General features: G+C 69.8%; 15 protein-coding genes. 7 read left to right on the top strand and 8 right to left on the bottom strand.

The genetic code is table 11. The features are described from left to right. Window positions 1–464 precede the first annotated feature (464 nt). The 3 genes from ACWTPI_RS32940 to ACWTPI_RS32930 all read left to right on the top strand — a co-directional run bounded on the left by ACWTPI_RS32940 (window position 465) and on the right by ACWTPI_RS32930 (window position 5,374). Window positions 465–2,387: a PrkA family serine protein kinase gene (locus ACWTPI_RS32940; protein WP_020205986.1), complete on the top strand. Its 1,923-nt coding sequence runs from the start codon at window positions 465–467 to the stop codon at window positions 2,385–2,387. Window positions 2,388–2,424: 37 nt separating this feature from the next. After that, window positions 2,425–3,705 (top strand): YeaH/YhbH family protein, encoded by a 1,281-nt coding sequence (locus ACWTPI_RS32935; RefSeq protein ID WP_020205987.1) that lies wholly within the window; start codon window positions 2,425–2,427, stop codon window positions 3,703–3,705. A 142-nt stretch (window positions 3,706–3,847) separates the two neighbouring features. Beyond that, a complete protein-coding gene (locus ACWTPI_RS32930; protein WP_020205988.1) occupies window positions 3,848–5,374 on the top strand; it encodes a SpoVR family protein in 1,527 nt (508 codons plus the stop codon). Window positions 5,375–5,527: 153 nt separating this feature from the next. On the opposite strand, the gene ACWTPI_RS32925 is transcribed toward ACWTPI_RS32930, so the two are convergent. From ACWTPI_RS32925 to ACWTPI_RS32900, 6 genes are all read right to left on the bottom strand, one after another. Continuing rightward, the gene (locus tag ACWTPI_RS32925) at window positions 5,528–6,409 is read right to left on the bottom strand and encodes a MipA/OmpV family protein (RefSeq protein WP_454733863.1); all 882 of its coding nucleotides are present in this window, start codon (window positions 6,407–6,409) and stop codon (window positions 5,528–5,530) included. A 259-nt stretch (window positions 6,410–6,668) separates the two neighbouring features. Beyond that, window positions 6,669–7,673 (bottom strand): acyl-CoA dehydrogenase family protein, encoded by a 1,005-nt coding sequence (locus ACWTPI_RS32920; protein WP_454733862.1) that lies wholly within the window; start codon window positions 7,671–7,673, stop codon window positions 6,669–6,671. Between the two features lie 13 nt (window positions 7,674–7,686). Next, window positions 7,687–8,847 carry an acyl-CoA dehydrogenase family protein gene (locus ACWTPI_RS32915; protein ID WP_020205991.1) on the bottom strand — a complete coding sequence of 387 codons (1,161 nt, stop codon included), beginning with the start codon at window positions 8,845–8,847 and terminating at the stop codon, window positions 7,687–7,689. A gap of 37 nt (window positions 8,848–8,884) precedes the next feature. Beyond that, window positions 8,885–9,931: a tripartite tricarboxylate transporter substrate binding protein gene (locus ACWTPI_RS32910; protein WP_454733861.1), complete on the bottom strand. Its 1,047-nt coding sequence runs from the start codon at window positions 9,929–9,931 to the stop codon at window positions 8,885–8,887. Window positions 9,932–9,952: 21 nt separating this feature from the next. Beyond that, the gene (locus ACWTPI_RS32905) at window positions 9,953–10,414 is read right to left on the bottom strand and encodes a MaoC family dehydratase (RefSeq protein ID WP_059416084.1); all 462 of its coding nucleotides are present in this window, start codon (window positions 10,412–10,414) and stop codon (window positions 9,953–9,955) included. Between the two features lie 126 nt (window positions 10,415–10,540). Further along, window positions 10,541–11,746 (bottom strand): CaiB/BaiF CoA transferase family protein, encoded by a 1,206-nt coding sequence (locus tag ACWTPI_RS32900; protein ID WP_059416079.1) that lies wholly within the window; start codon window positions 11,744–11,746, stop codon window positions 10,541–10,543. Window positions 11,747–11,890: 144 nt separating this feature from the next. On the opposite strand from ACWTPI_RS32900, the gene ACWTPI_RS32895 reads away from it, so the two are divergent. Next, on the top strand, window positions 11,891–12,838 hold the full coding sequence (locus ACWTPI_RS32895) for a LysR family transcriptional regulator (RefSeq protein WP_454733860.1): 948 nt from the start codon (window positions 11,891–11,893) through the stop codon (window positions 12,836–12,838). On the opposite strand, the gene ACWTPI_RS32890 is transcribed toward ACWTPI_RS32895, so the two are convergent. Further along, window positions 12,835–13,974, bottom strand: a complete 1,140-nt coding sequence (locus ACWTPI_RS32890; protein WP_020205996.1) for a helix-turn-helix transcriptional regulator — start codon at window positions 13,972–13,974, stop codon at window positions 12,835–12,837. The genes ACWTPI_RS32895 and ACWTPI_RS32890 overlap by 4 nt on opposite strands. 346 nt (window positions 13,975–14,320) lie before the next feature. Then, window positions 14,321–16,675, bottom strand: coding sequence for a mechanosensitive ion channel family protein (locus ACWTPI_RS32885; RefSeq protein WP_370552890.1), 2,355 nt, complete (start codon window positions 16,673–16,675; stop codon window positions 14,321–14,323). 393 nt (window positions 16,676–17,068) lie between these two features. Here ACWTPI_RS32885 and ACWTPI_RS32880 point away from each other — a divergent pair, with 393 nt between their 5' ends. From ACWTPI_RS32880 to ACWTPI_RS32870, 3 genes are all read left to right on the top strand, one after another. Then, window positions 17,069–17,545, top strand: coding sequence for a hypothetical protein (locus ACWTPI_RS32880; RefSeq protein ID WP_454734059.1), 477 nt, complete (start codon window positions 17,069–17,071; stop codon window positions 17,543–17,545). A 19-nt stretch (window positions 17,546–17,564) separates the two neighbouring features. Next, window positions 17,565–17,813, top strand: a complete 249-nt coding sequence (locus tag ACWTPI_RS32875; RefSeq protein ID WP_020205373.1) for a GlsB/YeaQ/YmgE family stress response membrane protein — start codon at window positions 17,565–17,567, stop codon at window positions 17,811–17,813. Between the two features lie 194 nt (window positions 17,814–18,007). After that, a complete protein-coding gene (locus ACWTPI_RS32870; RefSeq protein ID WP_020423919.1) occupies window positions 18,008–18,790 on the top strand; it encodes an SDR family NAD(P)-dependent oxidoreductase in 783 nt (260 codons plus the stop codon). Window positions 18,791–18,839 lie beyond the last annotated feature (49 nt).

Genomic DNA, 18,839 nt, shown 5'->3' with positions numbered 1-18,839 from the left:
CGTGCCGGTGCGTGCCGGTGCGTGCCGGATGCGCAGCGCGCGGCGGCCCCTCATGCCGACGCCTTAGGACGTTGGCGGTAGTGCTGTCCGCAATGCCGCGCGGGGCGTGCGTTGCAAAACCGCAAGCGTGGTTGTGGTTACAAAACCATCTATGCACGCGGCGCGGGAAAGGTGTAATGTGTGTCACAAGACATGGTCCAAATGCCCGTCGCGAGTGGGGCCGGGAGCAGCAGTACGGAGACCTGCCTGTCGTCGCGCGGTTGCACGCGCACCTGCAAGACACAGGCGTGAAGTTGGTCAACCGGCTCTTAGCCTTCGCCGTTATTTGACTATGATGAAGTAAAGGCCTCGCAACATGGCCAGCACCGCCAAGCCGGGGTGGCGGAGTTGCAAACGCTGGCGCGGGATCTTTTGATGCAGCAGATGTGCCTTCGCCTCGGACGGGAATCTGACGGGAGTGAGGTATGGACATTTTCGGCCACTACGCCACACGCTTCGAAGCTCGCAAGGAAGAGGAATACAGCATCCAGGAGTACCTGGATATCTGCAAGAAGGACCCCTCCGCCTACGCGACCGCCGCCGAGCGCATGCTCGCCGCCATCGGTCAGCCCGAACTGGTGGATACCCACCACGATCCACGGCTGTCCCGCCTGTTCTTCAACAAGGTCATCAGGATCTATCCGGCCTTCCGCGAGTTCTACGGCATGGAGGACACGATCGAGCAGATCGTCTCGTTCTTCAAGCATGCCGCGCAGGGACTCGAGGAACGCAAGCAGATCCTCTATCTGCTCGGGCCTCCCGGCGGCGGCAAGTCCTCGCTGGCGGAGAAACTCAAGGTGCTGATGGAGCAGATCCCCATCTACGCCCTGAAGGGCTCGCCCATCCACGAATCTCCGCTCGGGCTGTTCTCGCCCGAGGAAGACGGCAAGATCCTGGAAGAGGACTACGGCATCCCGGTGCGCTACATCAACACCATCGCCTCGCCGTGGGCGGTGAAGCGCCTGCACGAGTTCAACGGCGACATCACGCGCTTCCGCGTGGTCAAGCTGCGCCCCTCGGTGCTGTCGCAGATCGCCATCTCCAAGACGGAGCCGGGCGACGAGAACAACCAGGACATCTCCTCGCTGGTCGGCAAGGTCGATATCCGCAAGCTCGAGGATTTCCCGCAGGACGACCCGGACGCCTACTCGTATTCCGGCGGGCTGTGCCTGGCCAACCGCGGCCTGCTCGAGTTCGTCGAAATGTTCAAGGCGCCGATCAAGGTCCTGCACCCGCTGCTGACCGCGACGCAGGAAGGCAACTACAAGGGCACCGAGGGCTTCGGCGCGATCCCGTTCGACGGCGTCATCCTGGCGCACTCGAACGAGGCCGAGTGGCAGACCTTCAAGGCCGACAAGAACAACGAGGCTTTCCTCGACCGCATCTACATCGTCAAGGTGCCGTACTGCCTGCGCGTGTCGGACGAGGTGAAGATCTACGACAAGCTGCTGCGCAGCAGCTCGCTGGCGGCCGCGCCGTGCGCGCCCAACACGCTGAAGATGATGGCGCAGTTCGCCGTGCTCACGCGCATCAAGGAGCCGGAGAACTCGAACATCTTCTCCAAGATGCGGGTGTATGACGGCGAGAGCCTCAAGGACGTCGACCCGAAGGCCAAGTCGTACCAGGAATACCGCGACTACGCCGGCATCGACGAAGGCATGAACGGGCTGTCCACGCGCTTCGCCTTCAAGGTGCTGTCCAAGGTCTTCAACTTCGACAACACCGAGGTGGCGGCCAACCCGGTGCACCTGCTCTACGTGCTCGAGCAGCAGATCGAGCGCGAGCAGTTCCCGCCGGAGCAGGAAGCCAAGCTGCTGTCGTACATCAAGGAGTACCTGACCACGCCGTTCGTGGAGTTCATCGGCAAGGAGATCCAGACCGCCTACCTGGAGTCCTATTCCGAATATGGACAGAACATCTTCGACCGCTATGTGGTGTTTGCCGACCTGTGGATACAGGACCAGGAATATCGCGACCCGAATACCGGCGAGATTCTCGACCGCAACGCGCTCAACGACGAACTCGAGAAGGTGGAAAAGCCCGCGGGCATCTCCAACCCCAAGGACTTCCGCAACGAGATCGTCAACTTCGTGCTGCGCGCGCGGGCCAACAACGCGGGCAAGAACCCCGCGTGGACCAGCTACGAGAAGCTGCGCATGGTGATCGAGAAGCGCATGTTCTCCACCACCGAAGACCTGCTGCCCGTGATCTCGTTCAACGCCAAGTCCTCCCGCGAGGACCAGGACAAGCACGCGAACTTCGTCAACCGCATGGTTGAGAAGGGCTACACGGCGAAGCAGGTCCGCCTACTTGTGGAGTGGTACTTGCGCGTCAGAAAATCATCGTAACGGCGCCTGGACGAGGCCTCTCCAAGAGGGCAAGCATATGGCCACGGTCATCGATCGGCGCGAGAACGGCGGCAACAAGAGTGCCGTCAACCAGCAACGCTTCATCAAGCGCTACCGCGAACAGATACGCCAGGCGGTAGCGAAGGCGGTGTCCGGCCGGAAGATCATGGACATCGAGCAGAGCGGGCAGGTGTCCATTCCGGTCAAGGACATCTCCGAGCCAGCCTTCCACCACGGCCAGGGCGGCCGGCGGGAGTGGATCCACCCGGGCAACAAGAAGTTCGTGCGCGGGGACAGCTTCGACCGCCAGCAGCAGGGCGCGGGCGGAGGCGGCTCGAAGGCCAGCGACTCGGGCGAGGGCGAGGACGATTTCGTCTTCACGCTGTCGCGCGAGGATTTCCTCAATTTCTTCTTCGAGGACATGGCGCTGCCCGACATGGCCAAGCGCCACCTTGCCAAGATCGCCGAGGTCCGCAAGGTGCGCGCCGGCTTTTCCATCGACGGCACGCCTTCCAACCTTTCCATCCTGCGCACCATGCGCAGCTCGCTCGGGCGCCGCATCGCGCTGTCCAGCCCCTACCAGAAGAAGCTCACCGTGCTCGAGAAGGAGTACGGCGAGGTGCTGGAGCAGGACGGCCCGTATTCCGCGCGCGCGCTGGAGCTGATGAAGGAGATGCGCCACCTGCGCGCCTGCGTGGAGCGCGTGCCCTTCATCGAGAAGCTCGACCTGCGCTACAACAACCGCGTGCTCAAGAAGCGCCCGCAGGCGCAGGCGGTGATGTTCTGCCTGATGGACGTCTCCGGCTCGATGGACGAGAGCCGCAAGGATCTCGCCAAGCGCTTCTTCATGCTCTTGTACCTGTTCCTCAAGCGCAACTACGAGCGCATCGACGTGGTGTTCATCCGCCATCACACGGTGGCCAAGGAAGTCAACGAGGAGGACTTCTTCCATTCGCGCGAGTCCGGTGGTACGGTTGTGTCCAGCGCGCTCAAGCTGATGGTCGAGGTGATCCACGACCGCTATCCCGCCAGCCAGTGGAACATCTACTGCGCGCAGGCGTCGGACGGCGACAACTGGGCGGGCGATTCGGAGTTGTGCGGGCGCCTGCTGCGCGAGTCCATCCTGCCGCTGGTGCAGTACTACGCCTACGTCGAGGTGGCCTCCGAGGAGCCGCAGAATCTCTGGGAAGAGTATCTGTTGGTAAGGGACCGGCATGAGAACTTCGCCATGCAGCGCATCATCGGCGCGGAGGAAATCTATCCCGTGCTGCATGACCTGTTCCAGAAGAAGGCGGCCTGGCCGGCGGGCGTGCGCTGAAGCGCGCGCGCCGTCGTTGCCACTGCCCGCGCGGGAGAGGCGCGCCGCGCGAGGGTTGATGAGGTCGATGAGGCTGACAAGGCCGGCAAGGCCGACGAAGCCGACAGGCAGGTTTTCGTTTCACCCGCAACGGGGGTCGTAAATGGCTTATCTCTCCACCGGCTCGGAGTGGACCTTCGAGCTGATCAACCGCTATGACCGCGAAATCGCCCGCATTGCCGGCGACTTCGGCCTCGACACCTATCCCAACCAGATCGAGATCATCACCGCCGAGCAGATGCTCGATGCCTACGCATCGTCCGGGCTGCCGGTAGGCTACAACCACTGGTCCTACGGCAAGCACTTCCTGGCCTCGGAGCGCAGCTACCAGCGCGGCCACATGGGGCTGGCCTACGAGATCGTCATCAACTCGAACCCCTGCATCGCCTACCTGATGGAGGAGAACACCATGCCCATGCAGGCGCTGACCATCGCGCACGCCTGCTACGGCCACAACTCCTTCTTCAAGGGCAACTACCTGTTCCGCACCTGGACCAACGCGGACGCCATCATCGACTACCTGCTGTTCGCCAAGAACTACGTGGCCGAATGCGAGCAGCGCTATGGCGAGCAGGAAGTGGAGCTGCTGCTCGACTCCTGCCACGCCTTGCAGAACTACGGCGTGGACCGCTACAAGCGGCCCAAGAAGCTCTCCATCGCCGAGGAGCAGGCGCGCCAGACCGAGCGCGAGAACTACCTCCAGATGCAGGTCAACGACCTGTGGCGCACGCTGCCCAAGCACCGCGCCCACGCGCTCGAGGACGACGAGGGGTTCGAGCGCGAATCGGCCTTCCCGCCCGAGCCGCAGGAAAACCTGCTGTACTTCATCGAGAAGAACGCGCCCAAGCTCGCGCCGTGGCAGCGCGAGATCGTGCGCATCGTGCGCAAGATCGCGCAGTACTTCTATCCGCAGCGCCAGACCAAGGTCATGAACGAAGGCTGGGCCACGTTCTGGCACTACACCATCCTGCACCAGCTCTACGAGGAAGGCCTGGTCAACGACGCCTTCATGATGGAGCTGCTGCAGGCGCACACCAACGTGATCTACCAGCCGCCGTACAACAGCCCGTACTACAGCGGCCTGAACCCGTACACGGTCGGGTTCCTGATGTTCCAGGACCTGCGCCGCATGTGCGAGAACCCGACCGAGGAAGACTACCGCTGGGCGCCCGAATTCGCCGGCAGCGACTGGCGCAAGACGCTCGACTTCGCCATGCGCAACTTCAAGGACGAGAGCTTCCTGCTGCAGTTCCTGTCGCCGCGCGTGATCCGCGAGCTCAAGCTGTTCTCGGTGCTCGACGATGACCGCGAAGGCAAGCTGCGCGTGACCGCGATCCACGACGACGAGGGCTACCGCAACATCCGGCAGCTGCTGGCCAACCAGTACGACCTGTCGAACATGGAGCCCAACATCCAGATCACCAACGTGGACGTCGGCGGCGACCGCTCGCTGACCTTGCGGCACCTCCAGAACGAGCGCCGCCCGCTGGCGCAGAACTTCGACGAGGTGATCCGCCACGTCACGCGGCTGTGGGGCTTCACGGTGCGGCTGGAGGTGGCCTACGAAGACGGCCGGCGCGAATCCAAGTTCGAGTGCAAGCCGGAGCGCCGGCACCGCAAGGCGGCCTGAGAAGTCGTTTCAAAAAGATCCTGGCGTCGTTGCGCGGCACGGCAAGTACTACTTGTACTGTCTGCGGCTGCGCGCCTAGCCAGGACCGCTTCGCTTCATGTTGAAACAACGTCTAAAGCGGTTTGAGATGGTGGCGGCGCTCGGGACGGATGGTCAGAACTGGTAATTGACCGACAGGTCCGCCGAGAACGTGGTGGGCCGCTGCACGACCGGGCTGTCGGCGGCGGCGCCGACCAGTTGCGAGATGCTCGCGTCGGCGGTGATGAACCAGTGCTTGTGCAGGAACCACATCGCGCTCAGCCCCGCGCCGTAGGACTTGATGCCGGCGCCGACATGGTGCTGCGCGAAGCCCGAGCGCGCCGACTGCGCCGCGCTCACGCCGAACCACGTGTCCATGTAGCGCGAATCCGCGAAGCTCACGCTGGGCCCGGCGAACCAGTAGAAGTGCTCCGAACTGCCCGGCAGCGGCAGGTAGGCGCCGAGATCGCCGATCCAGCCGTCGGACCCGCCCAGCGCGCGCCGCGCGTTGGCGCGGATCACCAGCGGGAATTCCTTCGAGACCACGTAGTCGACGAACAGCTTGGCCTCGGGCGCGAAGTTGATGTTGCCCATGCCGTGCAGGTGGGCGTGGTCGTCGGCCTCGCGCCGCCCGAGATTGTAGGTGATGGCCAGGCCGGCGCGCAGGTGCGGCGTGCTGACCGCGTTGATGCCGATGCCCTCGCCGGTGGAGGCGAAGAACAGGTCGCGGTAGCGCACGTCGAGCGTGGCGCCCGCGAGCACGTGGTAGCTGGAGGCGCCGTCGTAGCGCGGCCGGTAGATGGCCGCCGCGCCGACGCGCACCGCCCATTCCGGTATCTCGGGCTCGAACATCTTCTCCAGCGGGATGCCGGCCGAGTACTGCCACTCGGGCGCGGGCGAAGGCGTCTGCGCCCGCGCGCCGGCTGCCAGGACGGCCAGCGCCAGCAGCAGGAGGAGCAGCAGGAGGGTTCGCCGCCATGCCGCGGCACGCGCGGGCGTTGCTCGAAATGTCGACACATCAGCCTCCGTATCCCGGCCAGCGGGAGACACCGAATCCGTGGATGGGCCGCAACGGCGGCGCCGGCGCCAGGCGGCAATCAGCGCGGTGGTGAATACGCCAATGATATGCCGCCAGCCCATCCTTTCATCGTCCGGAGGCCTGCAAAATCGCCTCGAATCCCACGCGCGTGTAGGAGGAAAGCTGATTCGCACGCCAGCCCACGCCCGGACCGCGCGGTCCGGGCGTGGGCTGGCGCGTCGCTACGCCACTAAGCCACTAAGCCGCCTCCCCGCTCCAGCGCCGCGCCAGCGCGACCGCGCCGTCGGCGGGCCCGGCGCAGACGGCTTCGCCCACCACGCGCCCCCAGTAGGTCTCGGAGCCGTCCGCCAGCCGCCACGCATGCAGGCGGCGCGTGTAGAGCTGCAGGTCGTATTCCGCGGTGATGCCGATGGCGCCGTGCACCGCGTGCGCGATGGCCGTCACCGGCGTGACCGCCTCGCTGGCGTTGAGCTTGCCGATAGCCGCGCGCAGCGGGTCCGGCTGCCAGGCGTTGAAGCGGCCGCCGCCGGCGCAGGCCAGCTGCGCGGCCATGCGCGCGGCGGCGACGTGCTCGGCCATCACGCTGATCTGGTGCTGGATCGCCTGGAACTTGCCGATGGCGCGGCCGAACTGCTGGCGGTCGTTGGCGTATTGCAGCGTGAGCTCGAACACCCGGGACATGGCGCCGGCCATCTGCGCGGCGTGCACGCAGGCGCCGATCTCGCGCAGCGCGCCGGCCGGCAGCGCGAACGCGCCGGGGCCGTCCGGCGCCGGGCGCGCCAGCGCGACGGTCAGGTCGGCCGGCACGCCGGTGGCGGACACGCGCGCCTGCGCGCGCGGCAGCAGCACGCAGCGCGTGCCGTCCTGCACCAGGAACCACGCCGCGTGCGCGCCGCCGGCGGCCAGCGCGGTTTCGGCGCCGTCGTCGAAGGCGGCCAGCGCGACCGGCTCGGCCGGCACGGCGTGGCCGGCGGCGTGCAGCAGCGCGCGCGCGAACATGGTCTGGCCCAGCGGCAGCGGCAGCGCATGGCGGCCGAGCGCGAACAGCACCGGCGCCAGCTCGGCCAGCGGCAGGCCGGCGCCGCCGGCTTCCTCGGGCAGCAGACAGTCGGCGAAGCCGCTGTCCCGCAGGGCCTGCCACAGCGGCAGGGGATCGCCGCCGTGCTCCACGGCGCGCACCACGGCGGGCGTGCAGCAGTCGCGCAGCAGGGTGTCGAGCGCGTCGGAATAAGCGTTGTGCATGGAGGGCTCCGTGTCAGCGCAGGCCGAGGCCGCGCGCGATCATGCCGCGCAGGATCTCGCGCGTGCCGCCGCGCAGCGAATAGGACGGCGCCACCTGGCTGACGTAGGCCAGGGTGCGGTACAGCGCGCCGTCGGCGGCGAGGTGGGCGTCGTCGCCCAGCGCGGCCTCCGCCAGCGCGGGGATGGACTGCTCGAATTCGGTGCCGAGGTCCTTGACCAGCGCGGCTTCCACCACCGGGCTCTCGCCCGCGGCCAGCCGCGCCGTGACCGCCAGCGACATGGTGCGCAGCACCGCCAGCCGCGCGGCCAGCCGGCCGATGGTGGCGGTGTCGCGCCGCGCCGCCGGCGCGCGCCGCAGCGCGGCGATCCAGGCGTCGAGCAGCACCACGCTGGAGTACAGGCGCTCCGGCCCGCTGCGCTCGAAGGCCAGCTCGGCGTTGACCTGTTCCCAGCCGCTGCCTTCCTTGCCCACCAGCGCGTCGGCCGGCAGCAGCACGTCCTCGAAGCTGACCTCGGAGAAATGCGCGTCGCCGGCGAGGTCGTGGATCGGGCGCACCGTCACGCCCGGCGCGGACAGGTCCACGATCACCTGCGACAGGCCGCGCTGGCGGTCCTCGGCGGCGCCGGAGGTGCGCACCAGCGCCAGCATGTAGTGGCAGCGGTCGGCGTTGGTGGTCCAGATCTTGCGCCCGTTCAGGCGCCAGCCGCCGTCGGGCTGCGGCACCGCGCGCGTGGCCACGCTGGCCAGGTCCGAGCCGGAATTGGGCTCGCTCATGCCGATGCAGAAGAAGGCCTCGCCGCGGCAGATGCGCGGCAGGTAGAAGGCTTTCTGCGCGTCGCTGCCGTAGCGCAGGATCAGCGGCCCGCTCTGGCGGTCGGCGATCCAGTGCGCCGACACCGGCGCGCCGCAGGCCAGCAGTTCCTCCACCAGCACGAAGCGCGAGAACGGATCGAGCCCGGCGCCGCCGTACTGCGCCGGCAAGGTGATGCCGACCCAGCCGCGCCGCGCCAGCGCGCGGCTGAAGCCGGCGTCGAAGCCCATCCACGAGCGTGCCCGCCGCTCGGGCGGCAGCGGCGGCAGGTACTCGGCCAGGAACGCTTGCACCTCGCGCCGGAAAGCCGCCGCCCCGGGGGGCAGGGCGGTGAGCTCAAAGGTATCGATCAGGGAAGTCAAGGTCGGTCTCCGTGGATGCGCGAAGGCGGCGCCGCGCTCAGTCGAGCGTCACGCCGGAGTCCTTCACCACCTTCTGCCAGCGCTGGATCTCCTGCGCCAGGTAGCGGCCGTAGGCGTCCGCGCTGCTGCCGCGCGGCTCGGCGCCCTGCGCCGCCAGGCTGGCGCGCACGTCGGGCGCGGCCAGCGCCTTCTGCGCGGCGGCGTTGAGCTTGTGGATCACCTCGGACGGGGTCTTGGCCGGCACCAGCATGCCTTGCCACGCGCCCACCTCGAAGCCGGGCATGACGGTCTCGGCCACGGTCGGCACGTCCGGCAACTGCGAGCTGCGCGACATGCTGGTGACGGCCAGCGCCTTCATGCGCTTGTCGCGGATGAACGGCAGCGAGGAATTGATGGTGTCGGTCATGAACTGCACCTGGCCGCCGGCGAGGTCGGTCAGCGCCGGCGCGCTGCCCTTGTACGGCGCGTGCACCGCCGACAGCCCGTTGGCCTGCAGGAACAGGAAGGCCGCCAGGTGCGTGACGTTGCCGTTGCCGGCCGAGCCGTAGGTCAGCTTGCCCGGGTTGGCCTTGAGGTAGCGGATGAACTCGTCGAGGCTGGCCGCCGGCACCTGCGCGTTGACCTCCAGCACCAGCGGCACCATCGCCGTCATCGCCACCGGCGCGAAGTCGCGCTTCACGTCGTAGGACAGCTTCTTGTACAGCGCCGGGCTCAGCGCGATCGACGAGGTGTTGTACAGCACCGTGTAGCCGTCCGCCGGCGACTTGGCCACCAGCTCGGCGGCGATGTTGCCGTTGGCGCCGGGGCGGTTGTCCACCAGCACCTGCTGGCCGAGCTCCTCCGACATCTTGCGGGCGATCACGCGCGACACCAGGTCGGTCGGCCCGCCCGGCGGGAACGGCACCACCAGCCTGACCGGGTGCGCGGGATAGCCGTCCGCCGCCCCGGCCGCGTTTGCCGCGCTTGTCGCGCCGGCGGCCATGCCGAGCGCCAGCAGCGCGGACGCCAGCGGCAGCGCCAGGCGCGCCAGCCGGTTGCGGCGCTTGTGGTGGTGGGTCTTGTGGTCTTGTTGTTGTGATTTCATCTGTCTCCTCCGGTGCGGCCGCTACCGCCCGGCCAGCAGGCGCCGGGCGGTATAGGTCATGACGCGCTCGTTGCGCTGGTTGAATACCTCGATGGTCGAGTCCACCACCGCGCGGCCGTTGCGCGAGGTGGGGCGGATGCCGTCCACGGTGACGGTGGCCCAGATCGTGTCGCCCACCACCACCGGCGCCAGGATCTTCTGCGTGAGCTCGAGCATGGCCAGCCCGGTGCCCTGGATCATGGTCTGCAGGATGAAGCCTTCGATCAGCGTGTAGGTCAGCGCGGCCGGCACGGGGCGGCCCTGGATGGCGCCGCCCTCGTAGCCTTTCTCGATGAAGATGGCCTCCAGCATGCCCGTGACCGAGACGAAGTTGACCAGGTCGGTCTCCGTCAAGGTGCGGCGGAAGGTCTGGAAGGCCTGGCCTTCCTTGATGTCCTGCCAGTAAAAGCCCTGGCCCAGGCGGGGGAGTTGGGTATGCGGCACGGCGTCTCCTGGTGATGGCCGGCGCGTGTGGCCGGCATGCCTAATGTTAGAAGTGGCTGGTGTGGAAAGCAGGCGGGCGCCGTCCGGGCGGCGCCGCGGGTCCGGCGCCGGGGCGCGCCACGGCATTCACGTCCCGGTGCCCGGCGCGCAGTAGGCCGCGCCGGCCTGCGCGAGCGCGTCGATCTGCGCGTCGTCGAGGCCCGCCTCGGCCAGCAGGCCGCGCGTATGCTCGCCCAGGCGCGGCGGCATGGCCGGCCGCGCGCGCTCGCCGTCGAAGCGCACCGGCGCGCCGGCAAAGCGCAGCGTGCCCATGACCGGGTCGTCCAGCGTGGCGAAGAAGCCGGTGGCGCGCAGGTGCGGGTCGTCGACGAGGTCGGCCAGCTCGTTGACGCGCGCCACCGGGATCTGCAGCGTCTCGCACAGCGCCAGCCAGTCCTCGGTGGTGCGCGCGCGCACGATCTCGCCGGTCAGCTCGTAGAGCGTCTCGATATGCCGCGTGCGCGCGGCGATGCCGTCGAAGCGCGCGTCCGCCGCCAGGTCCGGGCGGCCGGCGGCGCGGAAGAAGTCGCGCCAGTGCGCATCGGTGTACGGCATCATGCAGACGTGGCCGTTGGCGGTCTGGTAGGGCCGGCGCAGCGGCGCCAGCACGCGCGGGTAGCCGGTCGGGCCGCGCGGCGGCTCGAACTGCTGGCCGTACAGGTGCTCGACCAGGTTGAAGGCCGCCATCGACTCGAACATCGGCACTTCCACCAGCGCGCCCTTGCCGCCGTTGCGCTCGCGCCCGGCCAGCGCCGCCGCGATCGACAGCGCCGCCACCAGCCCGCTGGTCTTGTCGGCGGCGATGGTGGGGAAATAGCGCATGGTGCCGGTCTGCGCGGCCATCAGCGCGGCATTGCCGGACAGGCCCTGGATGATGTCGTCGTAGGCCGGGCGGCCGCCGTAGGGGCCGTCCTCGGCGAAGCCGAGCAGGCTCACGTAGACCAGGCGCGGATGGCGCGCCATCACGGCGGCGGGGTCCAGCCCCAGCCCGGCCAGCTTCTGCGGGCGCATGCTGTGCACCAGCACGTCGGCGCCGGCCAGCAGCCGCTCCAGCGCGGCCTGCGCGGCGGGCTGCTTGAGGTTGAGCGCCACGCTCTTCTTGCTGCGGTTGACGCCGAGGAAGATGGCCGACATGCCGTCCTCGGCGGCCGGCCCCGTGCGCCGCGTGGAGTCGCCCTCGGGCGGCTCCACCTTGATCACTTCGGCCCCGAGGTCGGCCAGCCACTGGCTGGCGTAGGGGCCCATCACGACCGTGGAAAGGTCGATCACGCGCACGCCTGAAAGGGGCAACATGCTGGGCGGTCTCCTGATCTGTCTTGTTCTGTTCTTGTATTCGCGCCGCCGGGGCGGGCCGGCAGCGGATGGCACAGAGTAGATCAGCGGGGCCTTTGCGTCTAATATTAGATTTTTAGTATCCGATATTCAGAACATATCAACGTGGATCTCCGCCAGCTACAGCAGTTCGTTGCCCTCGCCGAGACCGGCAACTTCCACCGCGCGGCCGAGCGCCTGCACATGGCGCAGCCGCCCCTGTCGATCTCGATCCGCAAGCTGGAGGATTCGCTCGGCACGCCGCTGTTCGTGCGCACCTCGCGCGGCGTGCGCCTCACGCAGGCCGGCGAGGCCGCGCTGCACGACGCGCGCCGCGCGCTGTTCCATGCCGCGCAGGCGCGCGCCGCGGCGGTGGCCGCGGCCCACGGCGAGCGCGGCGCGCTGCGCGTGGGCTTCGTCGGCTCGGCCACCTACGCGCTGCTGCCCCGGCTGATTCCCGCCTTCCGCGCGGCCCATCCCGGCATCGAGCTGATCCTGCACGAGTCCACCTCGGCGTCGATCCTGGACCGGCTCGAGCGCCACCAGCTCGACGCCGGGCTGGTGCGCTTCCCGATCCTGAACGCGGGCGGCTACGCGCTGATGCCGCTGGAGACCGATGAGTTCGTCGCCGCGGTGCCGGCCGACAGCCGCTTCGCGCAGCACGACGCCATCGCCCTCAAGGCGCTGGCCGGCGAGCCCTTCATCATGCATCCGAGCGCGGACGTGCCCAACCTGCAGGCCATCGCCATGCTGCTGTGCCAGCAGGCCGGCTTCGTGCCGCGCGTGACGCAGGAGGCGGTGCAGGTGCAGACCATCATCAGCCTGGTGGAAAGCGGGCTGGGCGTGGCCCTGGTGCCCAGCGTGGCGGCGCGCTACGTCAACCGCCGCGTGCGCTTCCTGCGCCTGAGCAGCCCGCGCCCGGCCGCGCGCATCGGCATCGCGCTGGCCACGCCGGCCGACAGCGACGACCGCCAGGTGCAGCGGCTGATGGCGGTGGCGCGGGAGACGGCGGGGGCGGGGACAGGAACCGGAACCGGGACAGGAATGGGCGCAGGGGCGGGCGCGGCAGCCTAGGACTGCCGCACGACCCGCTCCAGCGCCACGCCCGGCAGCAGGTGCAGCAGCCGCACCAGTTCGCTCTGGCGATGCGTGCCGGTCTTGCGCAGGATGTCGCGGATGTGCACGCGCACGGTGTGGGGCGAGACGAACTCGCGCTCGGCGATCTCGTTGAGGGTCGCGCCGGCGGCCAGCCGGATGGCGACCAGGCTCTCCTTGCGCGACAGGCCGAACAGCGAGGTCAGCACCGCGCTGTCGAGCACCGAGCGCGACTCGGAATTGCCCATCAGCACCATCGCGAACGGCAGTTGCCACGGCCCTTCCACCGGCTGGCGCGAGACCAGCGGCAGCACGATGATGGGCACCGGCTGGCCGCCCGAGGTGATGTGCATCCACGAGCCCGCCGCCGGCCCGCCGCCGTGGGGCTGCATGGCGCGCTCGAGCAGCCTGCCCAGCGTGGCGTGCAGCGCCGGCTCGCGCGCGTGGAACACGCCGTTGTCCAGCGCCAGGTGGCTGTCGGCCTGCACCAGCGCCTCGGCCCAGACGTTGGCGTAGCGCACGCGCATGTCGGCCTGCAGCACCATCACGCCGAAGTCGAGCGTGTCGAGCCCGGCCAGCCCGAGCGCGGCCAGGCCGCTGAGCTCCATGTTGCGCTGCTGCATGCGCGCCGCGCGCGCCCAGTGCGGCAGCACCCGCGCGAGGCGGCTGCGGCGGCGCGCGGCGCCGTCGGCGCTGTCGAAGCGTCCGTCCGGGCGCGGGCCGGCGCCGGCGCCGCCCATCAGCACGCACACCTCGCTGGTGTCGAGCAGCCGCACGCCGCGCTCGAGGTCGGCGCCGTGGGCGGGCACGTAGCACGACGCGCCCTGCGCGCCGCAGGCATGCGCGTCCGCGAGCGCGCGCGCGGGCCGGCTGGCCAGCACGCGCAGCGGCTCGGGCACGTAGGCGCCCTGCGCCGAGAAGCAGCCGTGCGGGGTCACGCCGAGGCGCGCCTGCCCGGCAAGCTTGTCCCAGACCAGGTAGTGCGGGCTTTCGGTGCCGGTATAGCGCGAGAACAGGCCGAGCGCCGCCGGCATGGCCGTGACGTCGAGCGCGGACTCGTAGATCGAATCGATCAGGCGGTGGAAATCCTCATCCGCCGACGGCTGTTCTCCCATGTTGTTCTCCCCGGTGGCTATTGCCAATGCGACGGATGCGTCCTGGCGCTTTATTTTTGGTTCTCCGGCAGGGCTGGCTCGTGCTGGCCGGCTCCGGTGCAATGCGGGTTGCCCGGACGGGTGCAGCCCGTTTCGCCGCGGGGTTTTCGTCCCGGGCGAAGGCTGGGCAGCCCCGCGTTACCGCGTTGCGGCATTATGCGCATCGGTGCATGACTTCGCAAACGGCGACTGTTGTTTCCCGATGCGCGGCGTGGATTTTCAGCGCTGAAATGTATCCCCGGGCGAACATCGGCACCGCCGGCCGGGGCCATGCGTACCCGTTTCTGCGTGCCCGCGCCGGCGCGCTTCAGCCCGGCCCGGGCGCGCCCGCCGCTTCCGCTGCCCCCGCCACCACGCCCGCCGCCCCTGCCGCCCCTGCCGCGCCGGCCTGCGCGGCCCCGGCGCCGTCCGCCGGCGCGCCGCCTTCGACCTGCACCGTCACGCGCTGCGTCGCCATGCTGATGCCGTTCTGGTCGAACTTGCGTTTGAGGCGCAGGTTGAACGCGCGCGTGATGTCGGCCTGCATCAGCGGCCGCGTCTTGAACTGCGCCAGCACCACCGAGCCGTTCGGATCGAAGCGGTCCAGGCCGAGCACGTCGAGCCCGGACAGCAGGTTGCGCGCATGGCGGAAATCGCGCGCAATCTCGTTGCCGGTCTCGCGGATCAGCTCCAGCGCGCGGTCGAGATCGCTGCCGTAGGCCACGCCGATGCTGAACACCGCGTAGGCGTAGCCGCGCGACAGGTTCTTGATGGCCTTGATCTGGCTGTACGGCAGCGTGTGCAGCGCGCCCTTGCCGTCGCGCAGCTTGACGGTGCGGATGGTCATGGCCTCCACCGTGCCGGCGTGGTCGGGCAACTCCACCGAGTCGCCGATGGCGATGGAGTCCTCGATCACGATGAACAGGCCGGTGATCAGGTCCTGCACCAGGCTCTGCGCGCCGAAGCCGATCGCCAGGCCGACCACGCCGGCGCCGGCCAGCAGCGGCGTCACGTTGACGCCGAGGTTGGCCAGCACCACGATCAGCGTGAGCACCAGCAGCGTCACGAACAGCGCGTTGCGCACCAGCGGCAGGATGGTCTTGGCGCGCAGGCTCGGCTGCGCGCCGCGGCCGTGCGCCGGCGCCAGCGTCTGCGTGATGGCGGTATCGATGATCAGCCACAGCAGCCACGCCAGCAGCACCGTGGCGGTCACGCTGAAAACCGCCTCGCCGATGCGCCGGCCCAGCGGCGACGACTCCGCGATCGCCAGCAGCGAGGTGCCCCAGATGCGGCTGCCGAGCTCGAAGTACGCCACCCAGATCAGCACCCGCACCACCGCGGTGGCAAAGCGCCAGAAGCGCGCGATGTAGGCCGAGCGCTGGCGGTCGCGCAGGCGCGGCGCGCGCCGCGAGGCCTTGGGCGAGCGCCCGCTCACCAGCGTCAGCAGCAGCGCCGCCACGAACAGCGCGACCGAGGCCACGGTGCGGCGCAGGAATACGTCGGCGTTGCCGGTGGCCATGATGGTGCCCGCCACCGAGGCCAGCACCACCGCCAGCACCGGCAGGTGCCAGGTCGCGCCCACCACGCGCAGCAGGTCCATCACCGTCGGGTGCGCCTGGCGGAAGGCCAGCGGCCGGTTGGCGATGATCTGCCCGACCTGGCGCCGGAAGCGCAGCGCGAAGCAGCCGATCAGCAGCGCCGCGGCGATGTTGGCCACGGTGGAGACCAGCGCCGACAGGTTGGTGCCGAGCGCGCCGACCACGCGCGCGTCGTTGGCCACGTCGCCCAGCGCGGCGAGCGCGCCGGTGGCGAACAGCAGGCCGCGCGAATGCCGCAGCAGGTCGCGCACCGCGTGCGCGCGGTGGGCCGAACTGAACAGCGCGAAGATGACCTGGCACACCGCGCCCAGCACCGCGCCGGCCACCACCGAATAGGCGAGCACCATGCCGGCCACGCTGGCCGGCGAGCGCTTGAAGACGCTGATGGACAGCAGCATGGCCAGGCCGAAGGCCAGCGCCCACGGTATCACCCGGCGCAGCATGTACAGCGCCACGTCGATCCACGACGGCACCGCCGGCAGCTCGGCGCGCGGGGTGTGCTGCGCGAGCCGGTGGCGCACGCGCTTGCCGAGCTCCCACAGCAGCCAGCCGGCCACAAACCACGCGGCCAGCACGGTGGCGAATTCCCCCAGCGACCGCGAGGCCGGCCGGCTGCCGCCCACGGTCAGCGCCGTCCGCCATTCCTCGTCGGCGAAGCCGGCGCGCCAGCGCCAGTAGTGCCAGGGGCCCCGGTCCTTGCGCAGCTTGTCGTCGAGATGGTCGACCACCTCGGCCAGCGCGCCCAGCAGGCCCGGCTGCGGCGCCGAGGCCGCGCTGGCCGGCGCCACGCCCTGGCGCAGCACCTGCAACTGCTCGACCAGCGCCGTGCGGTCCTTGTCGCTCTGCAGCGTGGTGATGACCTGGTCGAGCGACTGCGCGAGCGGCTCGCTGGCCGCGGGCTGGGACGCCGGCGCCGCGGGGGTCGCCACGGCCGCCGCCAGCGCGGCCAGCGCCGGGTTTGCCGCGCCCGCCGCCGGCAGCGGCCAGGCGCACGCCAGCGCCAGCCACAGCGCCGCCAGCAGCCGTGCCGCGAGGGGGATCGACAATCGGTTCGGGAACTTCATCGCCATGGCGTGAAAGCGCATGAAAGCGCGCCGAGGCGCGGGAAGGACGAGCGGCGTTGGGGGAGCGGCGGACATGGCTGACACTGTAGCGCATTGCCCCGCCGGCATGCCTTGCCGCCTGGGCCGCCGGCGTCACACCGGGCCGGCGTCAACGCAAGTGCCGCGCGGGCCGTTGAGTGGGGTATCGCGCATGGCCGGGCCATGCGCCGGACCATGCGACGGATCATGCGCCGGGTTATGGCCGCGTGCCGTCTTCCGTGCAGTCGCCGCTTCGCTGTCCGCTTCGCTGTCGTTTCGCCGTCGTTTCCGCTGTTCCCAATGGCATTGTCATCGCAGGAGCCCGTCATGTCCGCCACGAAAGCCAGGAAGTCCGCCGTCGCCGTTCCCGCCCGCGCAGCGCGGCAAGCGCTGCTCATGCGCCTGGGCCTGCCCATGCTGCTGGCCGCCGCCTTCTGCGTTTCCGTGCCGCTGCTGGCGCGCGCGCAGGCGCCGGCCGGGCAGGCGCCCACCGGCGTGTGCAAGGACGGCAGCAATTATTTCGGCGCCACCAAGAAGGGCGCCTGCGCCGGCCACGGCGGCGTGAAGGAATGGCACGGCCCGGCTGCCGCCAGCGCGCCGGTGGCGGCAGCGCCCGCGCCGGTCGCCGCGCCTGCGCCTTCGCCCGCACCCGCGCCCGCGCCCGCCGCGGCCAGGCCGGCGCCGCCCGCTGCCGCCGCGCCCGCCGCCGCTCCGGCCGGCGCGGCCGGTCAGGTCTGGGTCAACAAGAGCTCCAAGACCTATCACTGCGCCGGCTCGCGCTGGTACGGCAAGACCAAGAACGGCGCCTACATGAGCGAGTCGCAGGCCACCGCGCAAGGCTTCCACGCCGACCACGGCAAGGCATGCGGCTGACGCCGCGGGAGCCGGGGCCATGCATCTGATCTGGGTCGTCCTGATCGGCTTTCTCGCCGGGCTGGCGGCGCGCATCCTCACGCCCGGGCGCGGGCCGCGCGGCTTCATCCTGACCGCCGTGCTCGGCATCGTCGGCTCGCTTGCCGCGACCCTCCTCGGCCAGGCGCTCGGCTGGTACCGGCCGGGCCAGTCGGCGGGCTTCGTCGGCGCCGTGCTCGGTGCCGTCATCCTGCTCGCGCTCTACCACCTCGCCACCAGGCGCGACTGACGCCGCCGCGAGGCGCGCACCACGCATCTACGCATCTACGCATCCGCGCATTCGTCGCTTCCGACGATGCGTGCGATGCCGTCATCCCCGAATCTCCATACCACGCCGCGCGGGCCGCATCGCCGCTCGCCGGGCCGACGCTTGCGCGCCGCCGCGCAAGCCCTTCGCAGGACAGCAGACAACGTGGAGACGAGATGGAACTCGATGCATCGGTAACGGCAGTGATCACGGGCGGCGCTTCGGGCCTGGGCGAGGCGACCGCGCGCGCGCTGGCCGCGCAGGGCGTGCGCGTGGCGCTGTTCGACCTCAACGCGGAAAAGGGCGAGGCGCTCGCACGCGAGCTGGGCGGCGTGTTCTGCCAGGTCAACGTGACCTCGGAGTCCGAGGTCGAAGCCGGCTTCGCCAGGGCGCGCGCCGCGCTCGGGCAGGAGCGCATCCTGGTCAACTGCGCCGGCACCGGCAACGCCATCAAGACCGCCTCGCGCGCCAAGGAAGCGCCGGACCAGATCCGGTTTTTTCCGTCCGACGCGTTCGAGCGCATCATCCAGATCAACCTGATCGGCTCGTTCCGCTGCCTGGCGCGCTCGGCCGCCGGCATGCTCACGCTCGACGCGCGCGACGGCGACCGCGGCGTCATCATCAACACCGCCTCGGTGGCGGCGCAGGACGGCCAGATGGGGCAGGCCGCGTATTCCGCGTCGAAGGCCGGCGTGGTCGGCATGACGCTGCCCATCGCGCGCGACCTGGCCGGCGAAGGCATCCGCGTCAACACCATCCTGCCCGGCATCTTCAACACGCCGCTGCTGCAAGGCGCGCAGGAGCACGTCAAGGCCGCGCTGGCCGCCTCGGTGCCGTTCCCCAAGCGGCTCGGCCAGCCCGCGGAATTCGCCTCGCTGGCGCTGGAGATGTGCCGCAACAGCTATTTCAACGGCGAGTCGGTCCGGCTTGACGGCGCCATCCGCATGGCGCCGCGCTGAGCGGCCGCGCGCCACGAGAAAAAAACCGGAAGCGCGCGCCGCTGGCGGC

The sequence above is a fragment of the Cupriavidus ulmosensis genome, from assembly GCF_977008105.1.
Note: the sequence above shows the minus strand (reverse complement) of the source record. Positions and strands in the feature narration are given on the sequence as shown.